Consider the following 21,142-nt stretch of genomic DNA (forward strand, 5'->3'; position numbering starts at 1 on the left):
ATTGCTGGCATGACGTGTACTTCTCGCGGGTAGGGGGACGGATGGGTGTGTGCGGCGCGGCAGTCGTGCCGCCTCCGCGCGACCAGCCGCTCGATTCTAGCGGAGGGGCCGGAGGACGGCTCCAGCCCACGAGGCCGGTGCAGTGCACGCCCGCGGCGCGAGGCCGCACCGGCGGACTCCCCGGCTCCGAGCCGGCCCGCGGACTCCCCCGGCACCGGGCCGCCCCGCGGACGCATCGCCGAGCAATGCTCTCGATCCCGTCATGCGCAGTTCACACGCGGCGCATAGATTCGAGGACGTTCACACTCCACTCATCACGCGAACAGGACCACGATGCGCAGACTCCGCGCCGCAAGCCTCCTCGCCGTCGTCGCACTCGGAGCCGCCACCGCCGCTCCGATCGCCTCGGCCGCCCCTCTCGACGACGGCGTCGAGCTCACCCTGGTGTCGACGACCGACACGCACGGGCACGTCTACGACTGGGACTACTTCGCGAACGCGCCGTACCCGGCCGACGGTGCGCTCGGCCTCACCCGCGTCGCGACCGAGGTCGACCGCCTCCGCGCCGAGAAGGGCGAGGAGTCCGTGCTCGTCATGGACAACGGCGACGCGATCCAGGGCACGCCACTCACCTACTACTACGGCCTCGGCGACGGCGCCGCGGGCGTCCTCTCCGGCGAGACGACGCACCCGATGGCCACCGCGTTCAACACCATCGGCTACGACGCGCAGGTCGTCGGCAACCACGAGTACAACTACGGGCTCGACATGCTCAGCGCGTACGAGGGCGACCTGAACGCCCCGCTGCTGGGCGCGAACGTCGTCGACGTCGCCACCGGCAAGCCGTACCACGACCCCTACACGCTGATTGAGCGCGAGATCGACGGGAAGACGGTCACCGTCGGCGTCCTCGGCCTCGTCACCCCCGGCGTCCGCGTCTGGGACAAGCAGTACGTCGACGGCGTCCTCGAGTTCCAGGACATGGTCGCCGCCGCGAAGCAGTGGGTCCCGATCGTGCAGGAGCAGGCGGACGTGGTCGTCGTCCTCGCGCACACCGGCCAGGGCACGGTCCCGGACGCCGAGTACGACGCCGCCGACCTCAACGAGGACGTCGTCAACAACATCGCGACGCAGGTCCCCGGCATCGACGTGGTCGTCGCCGGCCACAGCCACAAGGACCTGCCGCAGACGCTGTTCACCAACGTCGCCGGCGAGCAGGTGCTGGTCACCCAGCCCGAGTTCTGGGCGCAGGGCCTCACCGAGGTCACCCTGAACCTGGTGCCGGACGCCGCGGGCGGCCTCGAGGTCGACTGGTCGGCCGGGAACGCGCCCGTCACGCAGCCCGTCTACGCGAAGGACATCGCCGAGGAGTCGCCCGCACTGGTCGACGCCCTCGCCGAGCAGCACGCCGCCACGATCGAGTACGTGAACACCCCCGTCGCCGACTCGGTCGAGGAGCTCTCGGCCGCGACCTCGCGCTACGAGGACACCCCGATCATCGACTTCATCAACACCGTCCAGGCCGAGACCGTCGAGACGGCTCTCGAGGGCACCGAGTGGGCCGACCTGCCGGTGATCTCGCAGGCGTCGCCGTTCTCGCGCACCGCCGTCTTCCCGAAGGGGCAGGTCAGCATCCGCGACATCGCGGGCCTGTACATCTACGAGAACACCCTCCGCGGAGTGGAGCTGACCGGAGCCGAGGTGCGCGACTACCTCGAGTTCTCGGCCCGCTACTTCGTGCAGACCGCCGAGGGCGCCGTGTTCGACCCCGAGACCGGCACCAACGCGACGACCGAGGACCGCCCCGACGGCATCCCGGACTACAACTACGACGCGATCTCGGGCCTGGACTACGTGATCGACGTCTCCCAGCCCGCCGGCTCGCGGATCCGCGGTCTCGCCCACGCCGACGGCACCCCGGTCGCCGACGACGAGCGCTTCGTGATGGCGGTCAACAACTACCGCCAGAGCGGCGGAGGCGCCTACCCGGCCGTCGCGCAGGCACCGCTCGTCTACGACGAGCGTCTCGAGATCCGCCAGCTCCTCATCGACTGGTCGACCGCCCGCGGCGTGATCGACCAGGCCGACTTCTACGACCCCAACTGGTCGCTGACGACGGAGCCCGCCGCCGAGGTCCCGGTCACCCCGGCGCCGACCGAGCCCGGCACCCCGACGGAGCAGCCCACCACCGCTCCGTCGCCGCACCCCACCACCACGGCGGCCCCCGTCGCGGGAGGCTCCGGCCCGGGCTCGCTCGCGAACACCGGCGCCGACGCGGCCGGCCTGATCGGCGGAGCCCTCGTGCTGCTGCTGTCGGGTCTCGCGCTGGTCGTCGCGCGACGCCGCCTCGCGGCCTAGCCGAGCAGGGCACGGGCGGCGGTCGGCGGGGTCTCCCGCCGACCGCCGTTCGTCGTTCCGGAGGATCGCGGGACGATCGGGCCGCGGACCGGCGGCTCAGTCCCCGCGGCGTCGCGACCGGCGGGCCCGCCAGGCCGAGAACGCCCCGGTCGACCAGAGCGCCCAGACCACCAGCAGGGGCTGGAAGACGAGCCGCACCGCGCGCGCCGCGTCCGTCTCGAGGCCGAACGCCGGCGTCCGCGTCACCAGCTGCGAGATGTTCCCCGGGAAGACCGCGACGAAGAACGCGGCCACCACGACTCCCACGATCACGCGCCACCGCACGAGCACGACGAGCGCGAGCCCGAGCGCGATCTCGACGACGCCCGACGCGACGACCACCAGGTCCGGGTCGGCCGGCAGCCACGGCGGGACCTGCGCCTGGAAGGCCTGACGCGCGACCGTCAGGTGCGCCGTGCCGGCCGTGACGAGCACCAGGCCCAGGAGGATGCGGGCGAGAGTGCGCGGGAGGGAGCGGCGTCCTCCGTCGGGCGCTGTGGCGGCGGTCATGCCCCCAGTCTGCGCTCGGAGCCCGCTCGCGCCGACCGCGCGCGCGTTCCGGCGGCGCCCCGTATCCTCGTTACCGCCCCGTCCGCAGACCGTGAAACGAGTTCCATGAGCACCCTGCCCCGCCTGATGGCCTTCGACCTCGACGACACCCTCGCCGCCTCGAAGTCCCCCGTCGACCCGGCGATGGCCGACCTCTTCGTGAAGCTGCTCCAGGCCACCGAGGTGTGCATCATCTCGGGCGGCCAGATCGGCCAGTTCCGGATGCAGGTGCTCGACCGCCTCGAGGGCGCCGACCCCGAGGTGCTCGCGAAGCTGCACCTCATGCCCACCTGCGGCACGCAGTACTACCGGTACGAGAACGGCGACTGGGCGCAGATCTACGCCGAGAACCTCACCGAGGACGAGAAGTCGCGCGCGCTCGCCGCCGTCGAGGAGAAGGCGAAGGAGCTCGGCTACTGGGAGTCCGAGACCTGGGGCCCGATCCTCGAGGACCGCGACTCGCAGATCACCTTCTCGGCCCTCGGCCAGTCCGCGCCCGTCGAGGTCAAGCAGGCCTGGGACCCGGACGGCGAGAAGAAGAACACCCTCCGCGAGGCCGTGCAGGCCGTGCTCCCCGACCTCGAGGTCCGCTCCGGCGGCTCGACGTCGGTCGACATCACCCGCAAGGGCATCGACAAGGCGTACGGGATGAACAAGCTCACCGAGCTGACGGGCATCCCTCTCGACGACATGATCTTCGTCGGCGACCGCCTCGACCCGGACGGCAACGACTACCCCGTCAAGGCGATGGGCGTCGAGTGCTTCGCCGTCGAGGGCTGGCACGACACCGCCGCGTACCTCCGCTCCTACGGCCTGTAGGCCGGGCCCCGCGAGCCTCTGCCGCGGCGGGGGCGCTGCGGCAGGGCGGCGCCGGGCGGGCGGCGTTCAGCGGTCCTCGTTCAGCGAGCCGGCGGCGGTGCCGCCGAGGGCGAGCCGGAGCCGCTTGGGCAGTCCGGCGACGACGATCGCGTGGGACTCCTCGATCAGCTCCAGCACCAGCCCGGACTCCACCGCCCCGCCCGCATCGACGGTCACCCAGTGCTTCTTGTTCAGGTGGTACCCGGGCTCGATGCCCTCGACCCCCGCGACGAGGTGCACCACGTTCTCGGGCAGCGCCTTGACGCTCACGACGGGGCGCTCGAAGCGCTCCGACTCGAGGGCGAAGACCTTCCCGGCGACCTTCCACACCCGCGTGCCCGGGCCGAACGGGAAGCTCGCCTCCGCCCCCGCGAGCCCCTCGAGGAGCCGCCGTACCGCCGTGTCGTCCATCCGATCATCCTCCCGCACCCGACTGCGCCGGAGGCGGAACGCGCCCGCTCACCGGACCCGACCCGAGTCCCATCGGAGCGGCGCCCGTCGCCGCCGCTCCGGCGCCGAGGTCGGACGACGCGACGGCAGCGTCGGAGGAGCCGGAACGGAGCGGACGTCCTGATGGGTCGATGAGCGACTGCGGATGCGCCGGCGATCCTCCTCTCGCCGCCGGGGATCCGCGAACGAGCCCGCGCCCGGCCGAGGTGAGGCCGATCAGTCGGATCACGACGAGGCCGTGCAGCCGACGGAGACGCTGCACCTGAACGAGGAGGACGCCCTCGGGAGGCGGTCCTGCCCGTGCGCGCCTGGTGACGGAATCACGAAGGCCGCAGAGGCCGTCCTCCGATCGGCCTTGTAGGGGTTCCTCGGGCGGGAAAGCGAGCGGGGAGACGCATCCGGGCAGCCGACACCGGAGCGCCTCATCCGGCCGGACTCACGGCCCGATCGATCCGCCAGGAGAGAGAAGGAACACAAGCGGGAGACGGCTCTGCGCCTCACCTGTCGATCAATCATCTCTCTTGCGGCAGAACAGGGCGACCTCGGAGTGAGGCGGATAGTCGTTCCGCCGCCGTTTCGGAGCCTCTCTCATCTGTCTCGAGATCGTCGAACCCCGTTGCGTGGAATTACTTGGTGTGCAGTAGTCTCAGGCCTGCCGCGGGAAGGACAGCCCTCTCGCGAAATCAATCGTCGCGGAAAAACTCTCGGGACGCTGCGACATGAGCAGTGGATCTTCCGAGGGAACGTCTGCCGTCTACGGCTCAGGTCGTTCGTTGAAGATCCGCAGGCCATTCGTCCAACCAGAGAGGCATATTATGTCGAACACGTCCCCTTCTGATTCGCCCGTTCCGGCTCGCAATGCGGTTCCCGGCCGCCGGACCGTCCTGCAGGCGGCCGCATGGACCACTCCCGTCGTCGTCGCGGCGATCGGTGCGCCGCTCGCCGCCGCATCGGCCCCGGTGACCGTGCGCACGGTCGCTTTCGTCGACCAGGAGGGTGGCGATGCCACTACTTCCTACACGACGAGCAGCTGCAACCCGTTCAACGCCTACCTCCAGGTGAGCGATTCCGGAGTTCCGGCCGCCGCAGGCATCGCGGTGACGGTGACTCCGCCGACCGCGCTGCGCTGGTACGACGGCACGGCCGCACCTCGCACGCTGTTCACGGGTGCCGGCGGAAGCCTCGTCCTGGAGGGCTTCAACGGTCTGCGTTTCGCCACCGCCGGAGTCAGCCAGACGGGCGCCATCACGGCCACGACAGCAGGCGTGGTGAATCCGGCCCAGCCGACCGTTCCCGTGGCCGATGCGACCACCGCAGCGATCGTGAACGGCACCAGCGGCACCCGCACCTCGACCTTCCGCGGACGTCGCAACAATGTCGAGTCCGAGATGCCGGAAGCGGTCACCACTGTGGTCGATTTCGCCGTCGCGTGGACCGGCGTCGGTGACACGGCTGTGTCTGCGACCTACCTGAGCTACGTCGTCTCCCAGGACGGCGACGTCTACTCGCACACCGCCCCCTCCGGCGGCTTCTACGAGTGGGACACGACGACCCCCATCCGCATCGGCATGACCAGCATCGCGGCGGATGACGGTCTGATCATCGCCGGCGGCGACCGCGGAGCCCGCCTGTTCTCGGCCAGCGGCAGCACGGTGTACGACTGGGACGGCGTCGCGCTCGCGGCCGCGCCCGGAGGCCGCACTGTCCTCGACATCGCCGTGTCGTTCAGCGACGACAGCCTGTGGCGGGTGTCGCTCGTCGCGACCGACGGGACGGCATGGGAGGCGACGAAGACCATCGAGGCCGGAGCGTCTTGGTCGCCGTGGACGCAGGTCCTCGCCACAGTCACCGGTCTGCGTCAGGTCGCCGCCGACACCCAGGTCTTCGGCGCGACGCGTCGCATCTTCGCGACGACGGCCGCTGTGTTCGACCAGGACGGCACCCAGCTCACCGCACTTCCGGCCGGACGCACGGCGAAGGACCTCGGAGTCGAGATCGGCGGCAACTGGATCAACGTGATCGGTGACAACAACCAGTACTACCGCACCCCGTTGAGCAACCCCGGGACGTGGGACAGCAACAGCACCGGCAGCCCCGTCGTCACGATCACGAACGTCACCAGCGTGGCGTCGGCCTCGACGCCGAACATCGGCATCCGCGCGTTCTACGTGGCAGGCGCGGCACTCTGCGGCTGAGCTGATCACCAGGGGGCGCCCTGACGACGGCGCGCCCCCCGAGCAGGACTCGCGGGTCCGGTGACGTCCTCCCCTCGATCACCGAGGGAGGACGTCACCGGACCCGCTCGTGCGAGCGGATGCCTCGCTCACAGGACGACCGGCTCGGGCGGACGGGGACAGGGCCTCGATCCCCGGTCGCGCTCACCGGCCCGAACCCGACACGACCCGAGCGATCCGCGACGTCCTGAACGGAGAGCGGAAGCGCCCCGGGAAGCCGTGACACGGCTCGTCATCGGCTCCGAGCAGCTCCCCGTCGAGGCAGGATCGTCCGCCGGCGAGGCACTCGCCCCCGGAGCGCCCGACCACGGGCGCCTGGCCGCGGCCGTGGCCGGAGCCGATGACCGCAGACGCATGCGCCGATCTCGGCTCCACGCCCAGGAGCACTCCGGCGCAGCACCTGTCCGTCTCGATGAGCACGAGTGTGCCGTCGTCGTTTCCGGCAGCGGAAGCGTCCTGCTCGTCCCTGCCGGCGACGACGTGCCCGCCGTCGGTGCCCGACGATCGTCCGCCGGTCTCCCCTCGCGAGCTCTCGCGGCGCCTCTCCCGAGTCTTCTCCTGCCGTTGCGCGTCACGCCCCATCGACAGCGGCGGGACGCCGCGACACCGCATCAGCACCGGACGCACGAGCGCCGACCGCGCGAGCCGAGAGACCTGAGCCGCCCGACGGATCCGACCCGCCGAACCACCTCGACTCCCCGTGCTCGGGACGTCTCCGCCGCCGACGTCCGAGCGGTCGTCGACGGCGCACAACGGAGGTCCGAGCGCGTCCTCATCGTCGGGGAATAGTCGGAATAGCCGAGAGCATCCCCTAGGAGGGGCCTTTGCGCGGAGCTTCGCTCAGGACGGAGGAGCACGACGCCCGACCACTACGCTGAGGGCAGGTCGCTTATGCGAGAGAACAGCGGTCAGTCGCAGACAGGGCTCACACGGTGAAACTGCAAACACCCACTTCCACGAAGAGCTCTTCCTCCGAGAAGGGCCGGAGCTCCTGGTCCCGAGCAGTGGCCAGAAAACTCGTCATCACCGATGTCCTCGTCATCGTGTTCTCGGTCTTCAGCAGTCAGTTCTTCTGGTTCGGAGTGGAGAGCCGAGAATTGTTCGTGGCCGGCCATCAGCCGGAGATCGCGGGCCTGCTCGCGAACTACTGGATCGTCTCCTCGATGATCGTGGTGCTGTGGGCCGCCCTGTTGAAGTTCTACGCCACACGCGAAGACCGTGTCCTCGGCGGAGAGGTGACGGAGTATAAGCGCATCCTCGATGCGACGCTCCTGCTGTTCGCCGTGATCACGTGCGTCGCCTACCTCGGCCAGATCGGCTTCGCCCGCGGGTACATCATCACCGCGCTCCCGCTCGGCCTCGTCCTGCTCTGGCTCGGACGCGGAGCCTGGAGGGTGTGGCTGCGGCAGCAGCGGAGCGCGGGCCGGTACTCCTCCTCCGTCGTCCTCGTCGGCTCGCCACGGAGCGTCGAGCACATCTACCGCGAGCTCGTCCGCGCCACCGGGGCCGGGTATCTCGTTGTCGGCGTGTGCATCCCCGAGGATCTGGCCAGCGATCGGGTGAGCGGGTGGGGGGTGCCTGTCTTCGAGAACATCACGGTGGATGCGGTGCCGGGCATCCTGAACCGGACCGGCGCCGATACCGTCATCATCACGAGCAGCGACCACCTGCCACCCGAGCAGATCCGACAGTTGAGCTGGAGTCTCGAGCCGAGGCGCCAGCACCTGGTCATGGCGCCGAGCCTCACCGACATCAGCGGACCGAGGATCCACATGCGCCCGGTGGCGGGCCTTCCTCTCGTGCACATCGAGACACCTCGATTCGAGGGCAGCAAGCAGGCCCGCAAGCGTGCCCTCGACATCGTCGGATCGCTGAGCCTCATCGCCGTGCTGATGCCTCTCATCGCCTCGGTCGCACTGGCCGTCAAGCTGACGAGCTCGGGGCCCCTGTTCTATCGCCAGACGCGGATCGGCATCAACGGCAAGCCCTTCGGCATGATCAAGTTCCGCTCGATGGTGGTGAACGCTCATGATCAGCTCGCCGAGCTGCTCGCCGCTCAGGGAACGTCCGGAACACCACTGTTCAAGATCACTGACGACCCTCGCATCACACCGATCGGACGCTTCATGCGCAAGTACTCGATCGACGAGGTCCCTCAGCTCTTCAACGTGCTGAGAGGCGACATGTCGCTCGTCGGGCCGCGGCCGCAGGTGGCGGGAGAAGTCGAGCTCTACGACGAGGCCGCGCGCCGGCGCCTCAACGTCAAGCCGGGCATGACCGGGCTCTGGCAGGTCAGCGGGCGGTCGACGCTCTCCTGGGAGGACGCCATCCGACTGGATCTCTACTACGTGGAGAACTGGTCGTTCACCGGGGACCTCGCGCTGCTCGCGAGAACCGTGCAGGCCGTCGTCGCCCCCGGAGGCGGCGCCCACTGACGCATCGGGCCACCGCGCGAGCGGCCGGTCCTCACATCTCGGTGACGACCGCGTCGTCGATGCCGACCGTTCCCGCGGCGGGGTCGTTCAGGCCGACGGTCACGCGGAAATGCGACGCCCAGGACGGCGCCTGGCGATCCACGCCGGTCGCGGGTCTTACCCGGAACGGGAGTGCCGCGGCCATCGCCGCCATCGACTGCGTCGTCGAGGAGACGGGCTCCGAGCGGACGGTGACAGGGATGCCGCGGGCGTCACGACCGGAGACGGTGACGAAGGACTCCGAGACGATCATCGACCCGTTCGCAGCGGCCTGTCCGATGACGAGGTCGGCGGCGTAGACCCGCCCGGGTCTGCTGAGCACATCGAACGAGAGACTCGTCTGTCCGGTGCCTGTTTTCCGGACCAGGAGCCGCCCTGACGCGACGGCGAGCGTGGCCGACGGGCTCGCACTCCGAGAGGTGGCGTCCGGAGTGTCCAGGTACGCGTCCGCGACCGTGCCCACATCGAAGGCTCCATCGACGAGCCGGTTCGCGGCGCGGTGGACGAGAACCGAGGTCGGCACGACGGAGGGCTCGTCCAGGATCGAGACGTCCGCCAACCGGACGAGTCCGGTCCCTCCGACGAGGTAGCCCGATGCCGGAGCGACGTTGCGGAAGGAGGTGCTCGTCACGACGATCCCGCCTCCCCAGCTCCTGTGAGCCGTCTCGAAGACTGTGGCCGCCGCCAGCGGGGCGGCGGCGGAGACCGTGCCGCCGTTGATGCTGATCCTGGCCGTCGTCGTCGCAGCGGTGGAGAACGCGCTGACCGTGCTCGCCGGGGTCAGGCGGACGGTCGCAGCGTGCAGCGTGACGGCACCCCCTGAAGCCTCGACCGCGCGATCGCATCCGCTGATGGCCAGCGACGTCGTGTGCAGCTCGCCACTGGTCGACGCGGAGGACAGTCCCGTCGTGCACGAGCGCACAGAACCGCCGACCATCGCGAGATTCGACCCAGGGGCAGTGCCGGCGACCAGGACGCCCGTGCCGCACTCCTCCACGGCCACGTGGAAGAGGCGCAGATGCTCGGCGCCGGGACCGAACCGGACACCCGTCTCGAATCCGATGATCTCCACTCCGTACAGTCCTGCGCCTCGGACGTCTGTCGCCGAGGACAGCTCGAGGCCGACGGATCCAGGAGCAGCTCGGCCGGGACCCGTGAGGCGCAGTCCGCGCAGGCTCACGCGCGTGTGCGGCGCATCATCGGAGGCCTCGGAGGCGGTGAGGACGAGCGCCGATCCCGACACCGCCGTCGCATCGACATCGCCTCCGGCGAACTCCATCGACACACGCGAGAGGTCGATCGTCAAGGGTGCTGTCAGCACGACGGGCTCGGAGACGACCAGGAAGGACTCGGTCGCGAGGGCGTGAGCCGCGTCGAGAGCGGCCCGGAGCCGCTGCTCAGCAGTCGCTCCCGGGAACTCGGTCGAGTCCCGGAAGCCGTCCAGCCGTGCGTCCGGGAAGGCGTTGGCCGCTGTCGCCGGGGGGGCCGTCGCCACCGCCGTCACGGCGCCCGCGCCCGCTGCCGCCGTCAGGCTCAGAAGCGCCCGTCGTCCTCGATCCCGCGATGATGCTCCCATTCCCGAACAGTACGGAGGAAAGGCCGCCGTCACGACCGCCGTTCACACCCCCCGCACGGCGCACACTGCTGCACGATGTCTCACCTTCAGCGCGAGGGCAGCCGGTGGACCACGTCTGCTGTGCTCAGCTCCAGGAGGAAACTGAGCACGTCCTCCTCGAGGACCTCTCGGGGGACGCCGAACTCGTCGGCGAGCCCCGCGAGGATCTCGACGGTCGTGGACGGATGCTCGAGCCTTCTCCAGATCGCGTGCGCCGTGCCCTTCAGCACGAGGGGCACGGGAAACGGCGACAACAGGTTCAGCAGCACCGCCTGCGCGTCGTCCTCGACGAAGGCCAGCTGATCGGATCGCGCCCACACGGCGTGATCCAGAGCTCCCGGATCGACGGTGGTCACGAGTGGGTCGCATTCTCTCGGCGACGGCGTCGACGATCGGCGGCGAGCGAGCGCACGAGCCCGAGGAACGCCCGCAGATCTGACAACGACGGCCGATCGAAGCGGACCATCCCCGTCTCCGCAGCCCTCCGGCGCGCCCGGCGTGTGAGACCGATCACGGTCGTCAGCGCGGACACGATCAGCACGATGCGCCGCTTCCCTGTGGCCTCGACGAAGGCGAGCGCCCAGTGATAGCTGGACCGCCCCGTTCCGGCCACCCGCAGATCCCACAACCGGCGCTCGTGCACGGCCAGGTCGTCCGGCACGTCCAGCCCGAGGGCGTGGAGCACCGGGCGGAGGGGGTAGGCGCTGCGGGTGCTCTCGACGAGCAGGAGCAGCGCCTCCCGGTCCGATTCGCTCGCGCCCCTGAGGAACCCGATGACCGACTCGAGCTCGGACGTGCTCCGGGCAAGGAGGGGATCCTTCAGCGCGTGGAGCGCGACGACGACCGCGCCCGCGACCGGGGAGGGCACAGCGACCCTCCTGTGCGCGATCGTCACGGTCCGGTGCGACGTCCACAGCACGTCGAGGACTTCCTCCGGCTCTGCGAAGAATCCGGGGTAGCGGTCGTGCACGTCGATGTCGCAGGTCCACTGCGGATGGAACAGGGTCACGGAGTGCACCGGGTACGCGCGCGGGGCCGGGCGGTCGGGCCGGGGGATCCATCCGCGCTCGGCCAGCAGGTCGACGAGGCGCTGGACGTCCGCCGGGTGGACGAGCACGTCGACATCGCTGGACACGCGTCTCGTGCGGATGCCCTGTGCATGGGCGGTGGGCCCCTTGATGAACAGGGCGCGGAGCCCGTGCGTGGAGGAGAGGTGCGCGGTGAGGGCGTGTGCGAGGTGTACCGCATCATCGAGGGAGAGCTCGGTCGTCGCGGGTGCGGAGCTCACCGTCGATCCGACAACTGCCGGTGCCGACCGGTGGACGGCGCCGGACGCACCGCCATGGATCGCGACACCGCCGCTGCCCGTCGCTCCGAGTCGAGGCCGGACCGGGCGATCGAGGTCGTCGCCGGCAGCGGCTCGGAGGCGAGCGATGCGGCGTACGCCAGCGCGATCCACACGGTCAAGGCGGTCCACGCGGGGGCGGAGGCCAGAGCGACGGCGAGGAAGACCCCCAGACCCAGTGCCGTCCCGTTGCGCCGATATCCCCGCACGATCAGCATCACGAGGAGGACGGCGAAGAGGGCCAGGGCGATCACTCCGGTCTCGGCAGCGAGCTGGGCGTAGACGTTGTTCGCGAGACCGCGAGAGGCGCCGTTCGAGGTGAGCCCCGCCACCGCCTGGGAGTAGTCGGTCCTCCACACGCCGAACCGGCCGGGTCCGACTCCGAACAGCGGATTGTCCGCGGCCATGGTGAAGCCCGTGCTCGACGACTGGGATCGGACGTTCAGCGAGCGGGTGCCGACGTCGACGGCGCCTGTGCCCAGTCCGAGCTTCGAGAGCTGCGCGAGGACGAAGCGCTGCAGGGCGGGAACGAGCAGGACGATCACCGCGCCCAGCGCGCCGACGCTGAAGATCTGCACTCCCACTCCCCGCTGGGGGCGGAGCGTCGCCGTGAGGACCGCCGCAGAGACGGTCGCGATCAGTGCCGACGTCGACTGCGAGTAGACGAGGCAGGCGACGGCGGCGGCGATTCCGATGCGGTCGCGACGGCGCAGGCAGGCGAACAGCGCGATCCCGGCGAAGAAACCGAGGTAGTTCCCCTCGAGGAACGGGCCGTTCCTCGGCAGGCTGACGCCGAAGGTCGCCCCCATCTGAATCGTCGAGTTGAGGAGAGCGGGCAGCGGGACCCCGGCGAGGTGGAGGGCCAGCTGGATCGCGCAGAAGACGAAAGCGAGGCGGACGGCGATCGAGAGAGCCCGCTCCATGTCCTGGAATCCCAGTCGGTGGCCGACGTACCACCAGACCGCGAGGGCCAGCAGAGCGTATCCGCAGTAGAGGATCATGTCGTTGGTGAAGCCCAGGTCATAGCCGTAGGCGGCTGGAACCTCGGGTTGCTTGAACAGGAATGCCCAGATCGTCGCCAGAACGACCAGCGCACCGAGCCCCAGCACGATCTCCCGTCCCACCGGCGTGTACCGGTCCTTCTGGACGGTGATCACGGAGAAGCCGATGGCCAGGATGACGGCGATCTCGGTGATCTTCAGCGGAGAGCCGACCTGAATGGTGAGCGCCTGCTGGAACGGCATGAAGACGATGGCGAGGAACAGAAGCCGCTGGACGACATCCAGACGCGCCGCGCCCTCTCGCGTCGTCGCGGTCGCAGCGCCCCCTCGAGCCATCGCGCGCCTCATCTCCGACGTGATCGATCATCGATCGTCTCCTGCAGCAGCTCCGTTCAGCTCTGTAGGACTACAGACTAACCACGGTCCCGGTCCCCCGGAGGTGGTCCCCTTTCGACCTCATACCGTCGGCCGGGAGCACATAGGATCGCTCACGGAGTCATGCCGACGGACCGCGTGGTCGGTGAGGGATCCTGTCCGATGGTCATCGACAGGGACCGGAGCCTTCCACGGCTCGGCCAAGCCGGAAGGGCGCGAACGGTTGACAAGCGGATCCACACTCGCTGAGGACTGGCGCGAAGGCGAGCGCACGATCGTGCACGTGACGGAGAGCTTCGGCGCAGGTACCGCGTCGGCGATCAGCGACTACGTAGCGGCCACGCCCGCCTTCCAGCACAGGCTCGTGTATTCACCGCGGGAGGACTCTCCGGTACCGGAGAGCGCCTTCGCGTCGTTCGCAGGCGTGACGGCGCTGCCGACAGGGCACGTCGCCCGAGTCCGCGCTCTGCGAACGGTTCTGGCCGGAATGCCGGGCGCTGTCGTGCACGCGCACTCCAGCTTCGGCGGAGCGTACGCGCGCCTCGCGGTCCGGGCGGGCCGGCGACGTCCGATCGTCTACACGCCGCACTGCTACGGCTTCGAGCGCCGAGACCTCCCGCTGCCCGCCCGGGCGGCGTTCCGGGTCTTCGAGGGCGTCCTCGCCTTCAACACCACCGTGTTCGCCGCCTGCTCAGCTCGCGAGGCCCGTCTGAGCCGGTGGCCGTTCAGCCGGGCGGAGGTCGTGCACGTCCCCAACTCGGTGCCCGCCTCGCTCCCGCCCGCCACTCGCCCCGGCGGGCCGAGGCCTCTCCGCCTCGTCGGCGCCGGTCGGCTCTCGACGCACAAGGATCCCCGATTCTTCGCCGAGGCCGTGGAGGCCGTGCGCGCCGCCGGCCATTCCGTCGACGCGACGTGGATCGGCGGAGGCGAGGGGCGTCACCGCACCGCCCTCGACCAGGCCGGCGTCCACGTCACCGGCTGGCTCAGCCGCGACGAGGCGCTCCGCCGACTGGGCGATGCCGACGTGTACCTGCACAGCGCGCAGTGGGAGGGGATGCCGATGGCCGTTCTGGAGGCGCACGGCATGGGGCTGGCCCTCGTCGTGCGGGACATCCCCGCCTTCGATCGCCTCGGCCTGCCCCTGGTCGCGCACTCCCCCCACGATGTGGCGTCGTACTGGGGCGATCTGGAGGACCCGGCGGCCCGTTCCCGTCTCGTCGCCGCCGCCGAGCACGCCCTCGCCCTGAACACCGTGCAGCACCAGTCGCAGATGCTCGAGCGGCTCTACCTCGGCCTGCTGCCGACCGCCCCTCGGAGGAGGAAGCCATGACGACAGTGCTCGTCTCCGCCCGTGTCCTCGACAGACAGGTCGGCGGCAACACCCGCTACGCCCGCACCGTCTACAGCGGGCTCGCCGGACACGGCGTGCAGCACGTGCTGTCCCGACCTCCGATCGAGGGGGGCCGAGCCCGCAGCGCCGTCTACGGCGCCTATGAGGGACTCGTGCTGCCGAGGCTCCGCCCCTCCGGGATCGACGTCCTCCACTTCCCCGCGGACACGGGGCCGCTGGTTCCGAGCCGCCTCCCGATCGTCGGCACGATCCACGGGCTGGCGACACTCCACGTGGACGATGTGCGCAGCCGGAGCTCCGACCGGTTGTGGCGCCTGCGCGTCGCGCGTCTCGCAGCACTCTCGACCACGATCATCACGGTCTCCGATTCCTCCGCCCGGGACATCGCGACTGTCGCACCCGACGCCGCCGGGAAGATCGTCACCATCCCGCACGGGATCGACCACGACACGTTCAACACCCGCTCCACCGACCAGGACTCCGTCGCGCTCGACGAGCTGGGGATCGACGGCCCGTACTTCCTCTACGCGGGCAACCTCGACCCCCGCAAGAACATCATCGAGCTGTGCCGAGCCGCCTCGAAGGTCTTCGACGAGACGGGGGTGCCGCTCCTGGTGTCCGGCGCTCCGGCGTGGGAGAGCGACGCGATCCTCGAGGCGGTCCGCGGAACCCGCGGCGTGCGCTACCTCGGCCGCGTACCGGATGAGGCGCTCGTCCCGCTGCTCCGGGGAGCGCTCGCCTTCTGCTTCCCCTCCACCTACGAGGGCTTCGGCTTCCCGGTCGTCGAGGCCATGGCGTGCGGCGTTCCCGTCATCTGCAGCGATCGCGGGTCGCTCGACGAGGTGGCGGGCGGCGCGGCGCTGACGCTCACCGACATCGGCGCGACGGCGATCGCCGATCACATGCGCGAGATCGTCGCCGATCCGTCCCTCCGCAACGACCTGCGGAGCCGGGGTCTGATCAACGCTCGACGATTCCACTGGTCGGACTCCATCGCAGCGCATGCTCGCGTCTTCGAGGAGGCCGCGCGGTGAGGGTCACGATCGTCCACGCCTACAGCACCACCAACTCCGGCGACGGCCTGCTCGTCGAGGAGGCGCGGGAGCTGGTCCTCTCGGCCCTGCCGACGGCGGAGATCACGCTCGTCGCCCTCGATCCCGCGAGCTTCGACGAGGAGCTCTACGAGAGTGTCCTGCACCCCCTCACCGGCCGTGCCGGCAGCATCGGCAGCCTCGAGACGCTGCGACGCGGTGGGGTCGCGCTGCTCTCCGGCCGCCGGAGCGCCGGCTACGCCCGGGCGATCGCCGGGTCCGACCTCGTCGTCGGCGTGGGGGGCGGCTACCTCCGCACCAAGAATCCCGTCGAAGTCGTCAAGATGATGTGCACCAACTTCGTCCAGATGCCCCGGCGCAGCGACCGCGTTCCGTTCGTCTACCTTCCGCAGAGCATCGGGCCGCTCAATCTCGGGACCCGCCGTGTGATCGCGGCGCGACTGGCCCGCGCCGTCGGGGTCTTCGCCCGGGACGACCGCTCCGTCGAGGAGCTGTCCGGCCTCGCGAACGTGCACCGCGCTCCCGACATGGCCCTTCTGGGCCTCCCCGACGAGTTCGATCCGAGGACCGTCGTGCGGGCCGGAGCTCCCGGGCCCGTCGGGATCGTCGCCCGCGCGCTGTCCTCGAGCCGGTCGCGACGTGCCGCCTACGAGTCGCAGATCGACGCCCTCGCGCGCGATCCGGAGTCGGAGCTGCTCGCTCAAGCCACCGCTCGCGGCAACAACGATCCGCAGTTCTACGAGCGGCTCGGCCACGAAGGGCCATTCCGCCTGCTCCGCGACGCGGTCGGCAGCGGCGTCGCGGATCGGCCGGCGGTCGTGGTCTCGGTCCGGCTGCACGGCAGCATCCAGACCATCCGCAGCGGCGTTCCGAGTGTCCATCTGAGCTACGAGCGGAAGGGCTGGGGTGCCTACGACGACCTCGGGATCGACCGGTTCGTGCACAACGCCTTCGACGCCGATCTCTCGCTCATCCGCGACCAGATCGCTGAGCTGCGGGAGGACCCGTCCGACTACTGGAGGCGCGTCGGAGACTCCGTGTCGGCGCTGCGGATGCAGCGAGGACGACTCGTCGACCTCCTCGTCGACGCCTCCGGACCGGTCGGGCGCCCGTGAAGATCGTCTTCGCGAGCCACACCGCCGAGGTCGGGGTCTTCCGAGTGGGGAGCCACCACCTGGCTCGCGAGCTCTCGCGCCTCGGGAACACGGTGACGCACGTCTCGACGCCGTCCTCGCTCCTGCACGCGGGGCGCCTGCGGGACGCCACCGTGCGGGCCCGCTTCGGTCTTGCGCTGCGAGGTCCACGCACGGACGCGGCGGGCGTCGTGCACGCCGAACCGCTCACCGTCGCCCCACTGGGATCGCTCCCGGCGCGGATGCGGACGCCGTCTCTGCGGGTGCCGCTGCGGCCCTGGCGGGCGCCCAGTGGGGCGATGCGTCCTGATGTCCTCATCGTCGACCAGCCCCTGATGGGCGTGCCGCTCCTCGAGCTCCTGCAGCCGAAGCGTGTCGTCTACCGGCCCACGGACGCTCATTTCGAACCGGGGATGCGGGCGGCGGAGATCGAGCTCCTCGAGCGGGCGGACGCTCTCGTCGCCACGTCGGAGCCGGTGCTGCGCGTGGTCTCCGAGGGAGTGGCCGCGCCAGAGCGCACGCTGGTCCTCGAGAACGGAGTCGAGTACGAGCGGTTCCACGGTCTCGGTGCCGAGCGTGCGGGAGTCGTCTACCTCGGGGCGCTCGACCGCCGCTTCGACTGGGGAGGAGTCCGGATGCTCGCCTCGGCGTTCCCTGACGTCCCCTTCCGACTCGCCGGTCCGCTCCCGAAGAACGTGGAGACGCTGCCCGCGAACGTGGAGCTGCTCGGCGCCGTGCCCTACTCCCGGGCGCCCGCGCTGCTGAAGAGCGCCCGCGTCGGGCTGCTCCCGCTCTCGGACGACCCGGGCAACGCGGGTCGCAGCCCGATGAAGTACTTCGAGTACCTCGCCGCCGGCCTCAGGATCGTCTCGTCCGCCTCCCCTGCACTGCGAGCCCGCTCCGCCCCCGGCGTCTGGCTCTACGACGACCCTGCGGGCGCAGAGAACGGGCTGCGGTCCGCGCTGGAGGCTGCGGCGTCGGGACCCAACCGGGAGGGCTCGGTCTACGCGGAGCAGTACGGCTGGCACCGTCGCGCCGCCGACCTCGCACAGCTGCTCGACGCGGTGCTGGCGGCACCGCGCCGAGTGCGGCGCTGACGGCCCGTCCTCAGCGCCGCCAGCGGTCGATCGGGAAGGCGTCCAGCAGGGGCGCCGGATCCCACGCAGCCAGCGGGCGTCTAGGAGTGCAGCCGGATCCGCGTCGCGTGAGCCACGGCGGAGTCGAGATCATCGAAGAGGGTGTACTCCGACCCGGTCCGTCCTGTCCCCTCGAAGTAGTCCTGGTACGTGAACGGCGGCTCGGCGCTGAACGCCTCATTCGACTCCCTGCAGCTCGTTCATCGATTCAGCTCGGAATGCCGGAGGAAGCGGGGGTCTGCGCGGAGGCGAGCGAGCGTCGCCGCTCTCCTCCCCTTCCCGCCTCGTCCTCGACCTCGGCCTGCAGCGACGAGCGCCTCGTACACGGCGCCGTGCAGCGCTCCCACGAGGGAACGCTCGCGCTTGGACAGGTCGGGTCGCTCCCTCTCTCCGTGCCGGCGCGCTCGCTCGAGGCCCGCCTCCAACGCCGCCGGCGACACGGGGCCGTCGAACAGCTCCACCCAGCCGCTCCCGACCTCCGCGGCGAGGGCCCGCGTCGATCCGGTCGCCGGGACCAGGATCGTCTTCCGCGCGCCGAGGGCGAGCAGCGCGGCTCCGGAGTTGTAGAGGTACTTGTACGGCAGGGTGACGAGGTCCGCGCCTGCCAGGAGCTCGTCCAGCTCGGCGTCGTCGATGTGGCCGAGCCGCAGGTGGACGCGACCGTCGGCTCCGACCGCTCTGCGCACCTCGTCGGCGTACTCGGGGACAGCGGCCGCGCCGGCGATGACGAGTTCGCCGTCGGCGAGTGCGCTGAAGGCCGCGATCAGCTCCTCGAGTCCCTTGTAGGGCCGGATCTGCCCGAAGAACAGGATGCGCCGACCCGCTTCACGGGGGCCCGGGACAGAGGCCGACTCCGGATAGGCGCCGTGCAGGACGACGACTCCCCGGTCCAGGTCGTTCTCGTCGGACTCGTTCAGATAGATGCGGACGTCCGTGAGCCGGTCCAGCCAGCGCGCGAGGAGAGTCTCGACGGCACTGCCCGATTCGTGCGGTCGGAGGTTGTGCATCGTCACGACGACCGGCGTCCCCGACGCGAGCAGCCGGGCGATGAGCCCGAAGGCGAGGGCGGACTTCAGCCAGCGGCGCGGACCGCGCGGGGCACGGAAGAGGTACTCCGGCCAGTGCACGTGGAAGACGTCGTAGCGCCCGAGAAGGGCACGTCGCCAGGTGAACGCGACCGGTTCCACCGACGCCGGGAACGAACCGACGAGCAGCTCGATGTAGGGGTTGCTCGAGCCGGAGAAGTCCTTCACGGAGAAGAGCGCCCGGATCATTCGCGTGCTTCTCCTTCGTTCGTCTCTTCGGCGGACCGCCCCGGGCACCACGAGACGACCTGGGAGAGGGCACCACGGCCTGTGATCGGACCGCGACACGCCCGCTTCGGCGACGGAGCGGACGACCTCGGCCGGCGAGGGATGGTCTGACGCTACCAGTCGGGTTTCTCGAGGTCCGTCACCCGCCGCCCCCGTCAGAGTTCGGTGATGACGATCTCCGAGAAGCGAGTCACTCCTGCTGTCACCGATCCGAAGGTGAACCGCAGCCGGAAGTGCGTCGCCCACGCAGGAGCGACCCGGTTCCAGGTCGTCTGCTGATAGGTCTTGCGGAAGGGAGCCTGCGCGTTCGCGCCGGCGAGGTCGAGATTCGACACCGGGCGAGCGCTGCTCCGAGCGACGATCGGGATCCCCGACGAGGACACGCCGGTCACGGCGACGAAGGATTCGGACACATACATCGTGCCCGTCGACGTGGATCCCGCGATGGTGAAGTCGACGCCGTACAGCAGCCCCGCTGTGACGGGGACGTCGATGGAGACCGCCGGACCGGGACCGCCGGCCACTCGGGTCATCAGCAGCTGGTTGCCGCTGGTGGTCAGCGTCATGGACGGGCTGGTGGTGCGGCTCGTCGCGTCGGCGCCGTTGAGGAACGCGTCGACGGGCGCTGCGAGAGAGAAGTTCCCGTCGACGAGCTTGTTCGCCGCCTTCGAATGCAGAATCGACCCCTGCCCCGAACCGCTGCCGTTCCCGTCCGAGGTGACGTGCTGGCTGATACGGACCTTCGCAGTGCCACCGGCGAGATATCCCGATTTCATCTGCGTATTGAACATCGACAGTTGATGGACCTGGATTCCGCCGCCCCACCCTCCTGCAGTGGTCTCGAAGAGGTAGTTGGCCACCGGGACCTGATGGAAGAAGAGGTGTCCGCCTGAGATCGAGATCTGCGCAGCTGTACTCGACCCGGTGACGAACTGCGAGAGCGTGGAGTTCGCGCCGCTCTCGTTGATCTCGATATGCGGCTGGTGCAGGATCACCCGACCCGCGTCGACCTTCACGGCCTGCACGCAGAAGTCGATCGACGTCGAGACGAAGTGCAGCTCGCCGTTCGGGTTGGCGTTGTAGACGCCGAGGGTGCTGGTGCCGATACCACCGCCGATGAACTTGATGTTCTCGCCGTAGTTGACTCTGCCTGCGGGCATGGAAACGGCCGTCCTGCAGCGGAAGATGTGGAAGTTGTAGAAGCTGATCAGGAACGCATCGTTCTCGAAGGACACGCCGGTCCCGAAGCCCGAGATCTCCAGGCCCCAGAGTCCGAGCCCGCGCGTGGTGGCGGCAGTCGTGCTGTCGGTGTTGAACAGGATTCCGGTGCTGGCCGTCGCGGACGCTCCCGGCCCCAGCAGACGGAGTCCGGTGATCGCCGCCCTGTTGTTGGGGTAGCCGGACGTGGCACTGCCGATCACCGTGAGAGCAGGACCGCTGGTGATGGCGGTCGCATTCAGCGGACCGCAGGTGAACTCGAGCGAGATGTACGAGGAGTCGATCACGAGGGTGCGCGTGATCTTGAAGCTCTTCGAGATCGTCAACGTGACCTCTTGGCGAGCGGCGACGAAATAGTCGATCGCGGCGCGGAGCTTGTCCTCGTCAGTGGTCCCGGCGAATTCGAGGTAGTTGTGGATTCCGTTGACGCGGGTCGCAGGTATAGTCTCGTCCGCGGCTTCCGCGGCGGGTGCGGCGACGACGGCGGCCGCGGCCGCGGCTCCTCCGTAGCGGAGGAACGTGCGGCGGGATCCGGGTCCTGTTTCGAGAGTCGTCGTCATCTCCTCATGCTCGGATCATCCCGCCATCGGCTGTCGACGGCCGCACCCCCCGACCGCGGAGGGAAGCAGAGGAGACTCTGT

The 21,142-nt window shown here is 69.9% G+C and carries 16 protein-coding genes; 8 read left to right on the forward strand and 8 right to left on the reverse strand.

Annotated elements, in window-relative coordinates:
* Positions 1 to 333: 333 nt before the first annotated feature.
* Positions 334 to 2,358 (forward strand): bifunctional UDP-sugar hydrolase/5'-nucleotidase, encoded by a 2,025-nt coding sequence (locus tag C5C33_RS08985; protein ID WP_104256000.1) that lies wholly within the window; start codon positions 334 to 336, stop codon positions 2,356 to 2,358.
* Positions 2,359 to 2,454: 96 nt separating this feature from the next.
* On the opposite strand, the gene C5C33_RS08990 is transcribed toward C5C33_RS08985, so the two are convergent.
* The gene (locus C5C33_RS08990) at positions 2,455 to 2,907 is read right to left on the reverse strand and encodes a DoxX family membrane protein (protein ID WP_104260943.1); all 453 of its coding nucleotides are present in this window, start codon (positions 2,905 to 2,907) and stop codon (positions 2,455 to 2,457) included.
* Positions 2,908 to 3,012: 105 nt separating this feature from the next.
* On the opposite strand from C5C33_RS08990, the gene C5C33_RS08995 reads away from it, so the two are divergent.
* On the forward strand, positions 3,013 to 3,765 hold the full coding sequence (locus tag C5C33_RS08995; RefSeq protein ID WP_104222786.1) for an HAD-IIB family hydrolase: 753 nt from the start codon (positions 3,013 to 3,015) through the stop codon (positions 3,763 to 3,765).
* A 66-nt stretch (positions 3,766 to 3,831) separates the two neighbouring features.
* Here C5C33_RS08995 and C5C33_RS09000 read toward each other — a convergent pair whose 3' ends face one another.
* Positions 3,832 to 4,215: an MmcQ/YjbR family DNA-binding protein gene (locus C5C33_RS09000; protein ID WP_104222787.1), complete on the reverse strand. Its 384-nt coding sequence runs from the start codon at positions 4,213 to 4,215 to the stop codon at positions 3,832 to 3,834.
* 854 nt (positions 4,216 to 5,069) lie between these two features.
* Here C5C33_RS09000 and C5C33_RS09005 point away from each other — a divergent pair.
* Positions 5,070 to 6,449 (forward strand): hypothetical protein, encoded by a 1,380-nt coding sequence (locus tag C5C33_RS09005; RefSeq protein ID WP_146085766.1) that lies wholly within the window; start codon positions 5,070 to 5,072, stop codon positions 6,447 to 6,449.
* Positions 6,450 to 7,492: 1,043 nt separating this feature from the next.
* A complete protein-coding gene (locus tag C5C33_RS09015; protein WP_258063295.1) occupies positions 7,493 to 8,923 on the forward strand; it encodes a sugar transferase in 1,431 nt (476 codons plus the stop codon).
* Between the two features lie 31 nt (positions 8,924 to 8,954).
* Here the strand turns inward: C5C33_RS09015 and C5C33_RS09020 are convergent, their stop codons facing one another.
* The 4 genes from C5C33_RS09020 to C5C33_RS09035 all read right to left on the reverse strand — a co-directional run bounded on the left by C5C33_RS09020 (position 8,955) and on the right by C5C33_RS09035 (position 13,259).
* Positions 8,955 to 10,457, reverse strand: coding sequence for a hypothetical protein (locus tag C5C33_RS09020; protein ID WP_146085767.1), 1,503 nt, complete (start codon positions 10,455 to 10,457; stop codon positions 8,955 to 8,957).
* A 167-nt stretch (positions 10,458 to 10,624) separates the two neighbouring features.
* Positions 10,625 to 10,933: a PqqD family protein gene (locus C5C33_RS18485; protein ID WP_181027179.1), complete on the reverse strand. Its 309-nt coding sequence runs from the start codon at positions 10,931 to 10,933 to the stop codon at positions 10,625 to 10,627.
* A complete protein-coding gene (locus C5C33_RS18230; protein ID WP_181027180.1) occupies positions 10,930 to 11,865 on the reverse strand; it encodes a nucleotidyltransferase family protein in 936 nt (311 codons plus the stop codon). Before C5C33_RS18230 ends, C5C33_RS18485 begins: the two co-directional genes overlap by 4 nt.
* Positions 11,862 to 13,259 (reverse strand): O-antigen ligase, encoded by a 1,398-nt coding sequence (locus C5C33_RS09035; protein ID WP_181065640.1) that lies wholly within the window; start codon positions 13,257 to 13,259, stop codon positions 11,862 to 11,864. Before C5C33_RS09035 ends, C5C33_RS18230 begins: the two co-directional genes overlap by 4 nt.
* Here C5C33_RS09035 and C5C33_RS09040 point away from each other — a divergent pair.
* Genes C5C33_RS09040 through C5C33_RS09055 form a run of 4 tightly spaced genes read left to right on the forward strand, consistent with a single transcriptional unit; the run spans position 13,174 to position 17,931 of the window.
* On the forward strand, positions 13,174 to 14,628 hold the full coding sequence (locus tag C5C33_RS09040; RefSeq protein ID WP_258063294.1) for a glycosyltransferase family 4 protein: 1,455 nt from the start codon (positions 13,174 to 13,176) through the stop codon (positions 14,626 to 14,628). The two genes, C5C33_RS09035 and C5C33_RS09040, sit on opposite strands and share 86 nt — an antisense overlap.
* Positions 14,625 to 15,683: a glycosyltransferase family 1 protein gene (locus tag C5C33_RS09045; RefSeq protein ID WP_104260946.1), complete on the forward strand. Its 1,059-nt coding sequence runs from the start codon at positions 14,625 to 14,627 to the stop codon at positions 15,681 to 15,683. Before C5C33_RS09040 ends, C5C33_RS09045 begins: the two co-directional genes overlap by 4 nt.
* Positions 15,680 to 16,816, forward strand: coding sequence for a polysaccharide pyruvyl transferase family protein (locus tag C5C33_RS09050; RefSeq protein ID WP_181136224.1), 1,137 nt, complete (start codon positions 15,680 to 15,682; stop codon positions 16,814 to 16,816). Before C5C33_RS09045 ends, C5C33_RS09050 begins: the two co-directional genes overlap by 4 nt.
* Positions 16,813 to 17,931, forward strand: coding sequence for a glycosyltransferase (locus tag C5C33_RS09055; protein ID WP_104260947.1), 1,119 nt, complete (start codon positions 16,813 to 16,815; stop codon positions 17,929 to 17,931). The genes C5C33_RS09050 and C5C33_RS09055 overlap by 4 nt, the downstream gene beginning before the upstream one ends.
* Before the next feature lie 239 nt (positions 17,932 to 18,170).
* On the opposite strand, the gene C5C33_RS09060 is transcribed toward C5C33_RS09055, so the two are convergent.
* Positions 18,171 to 19,244 (reverse strand): glycosyltransferase, encoded by a 1,074-nt coding sequence (locus C5C33_RS09060; protein ID WP_104260948.1) that lies wholly within the window; start codon positions 19,242 to 19,244, stop codon positions 18,171 to 18,173.
* Between the two features lie 194 nt (positions 19,245 to 19,438).
* Positions 19,439 to 21,061, reverse strand: a complete 1,623-nt coding sequence (locus C5C33_RS09065; RefSeq protein ID WP_104222798.1) for a twin-arginine translocation signal domain-containing protein — start codon at positions 21,059 to 21,061, stop codon at positions 19,439 to 19,441.
* Between the last annotated feature and the right edge of the window lie 81 nt (positions 21,062 to 21,142).

This window comes from Rathayibacter sp. AY1H3, assembly GCF_002932015.1.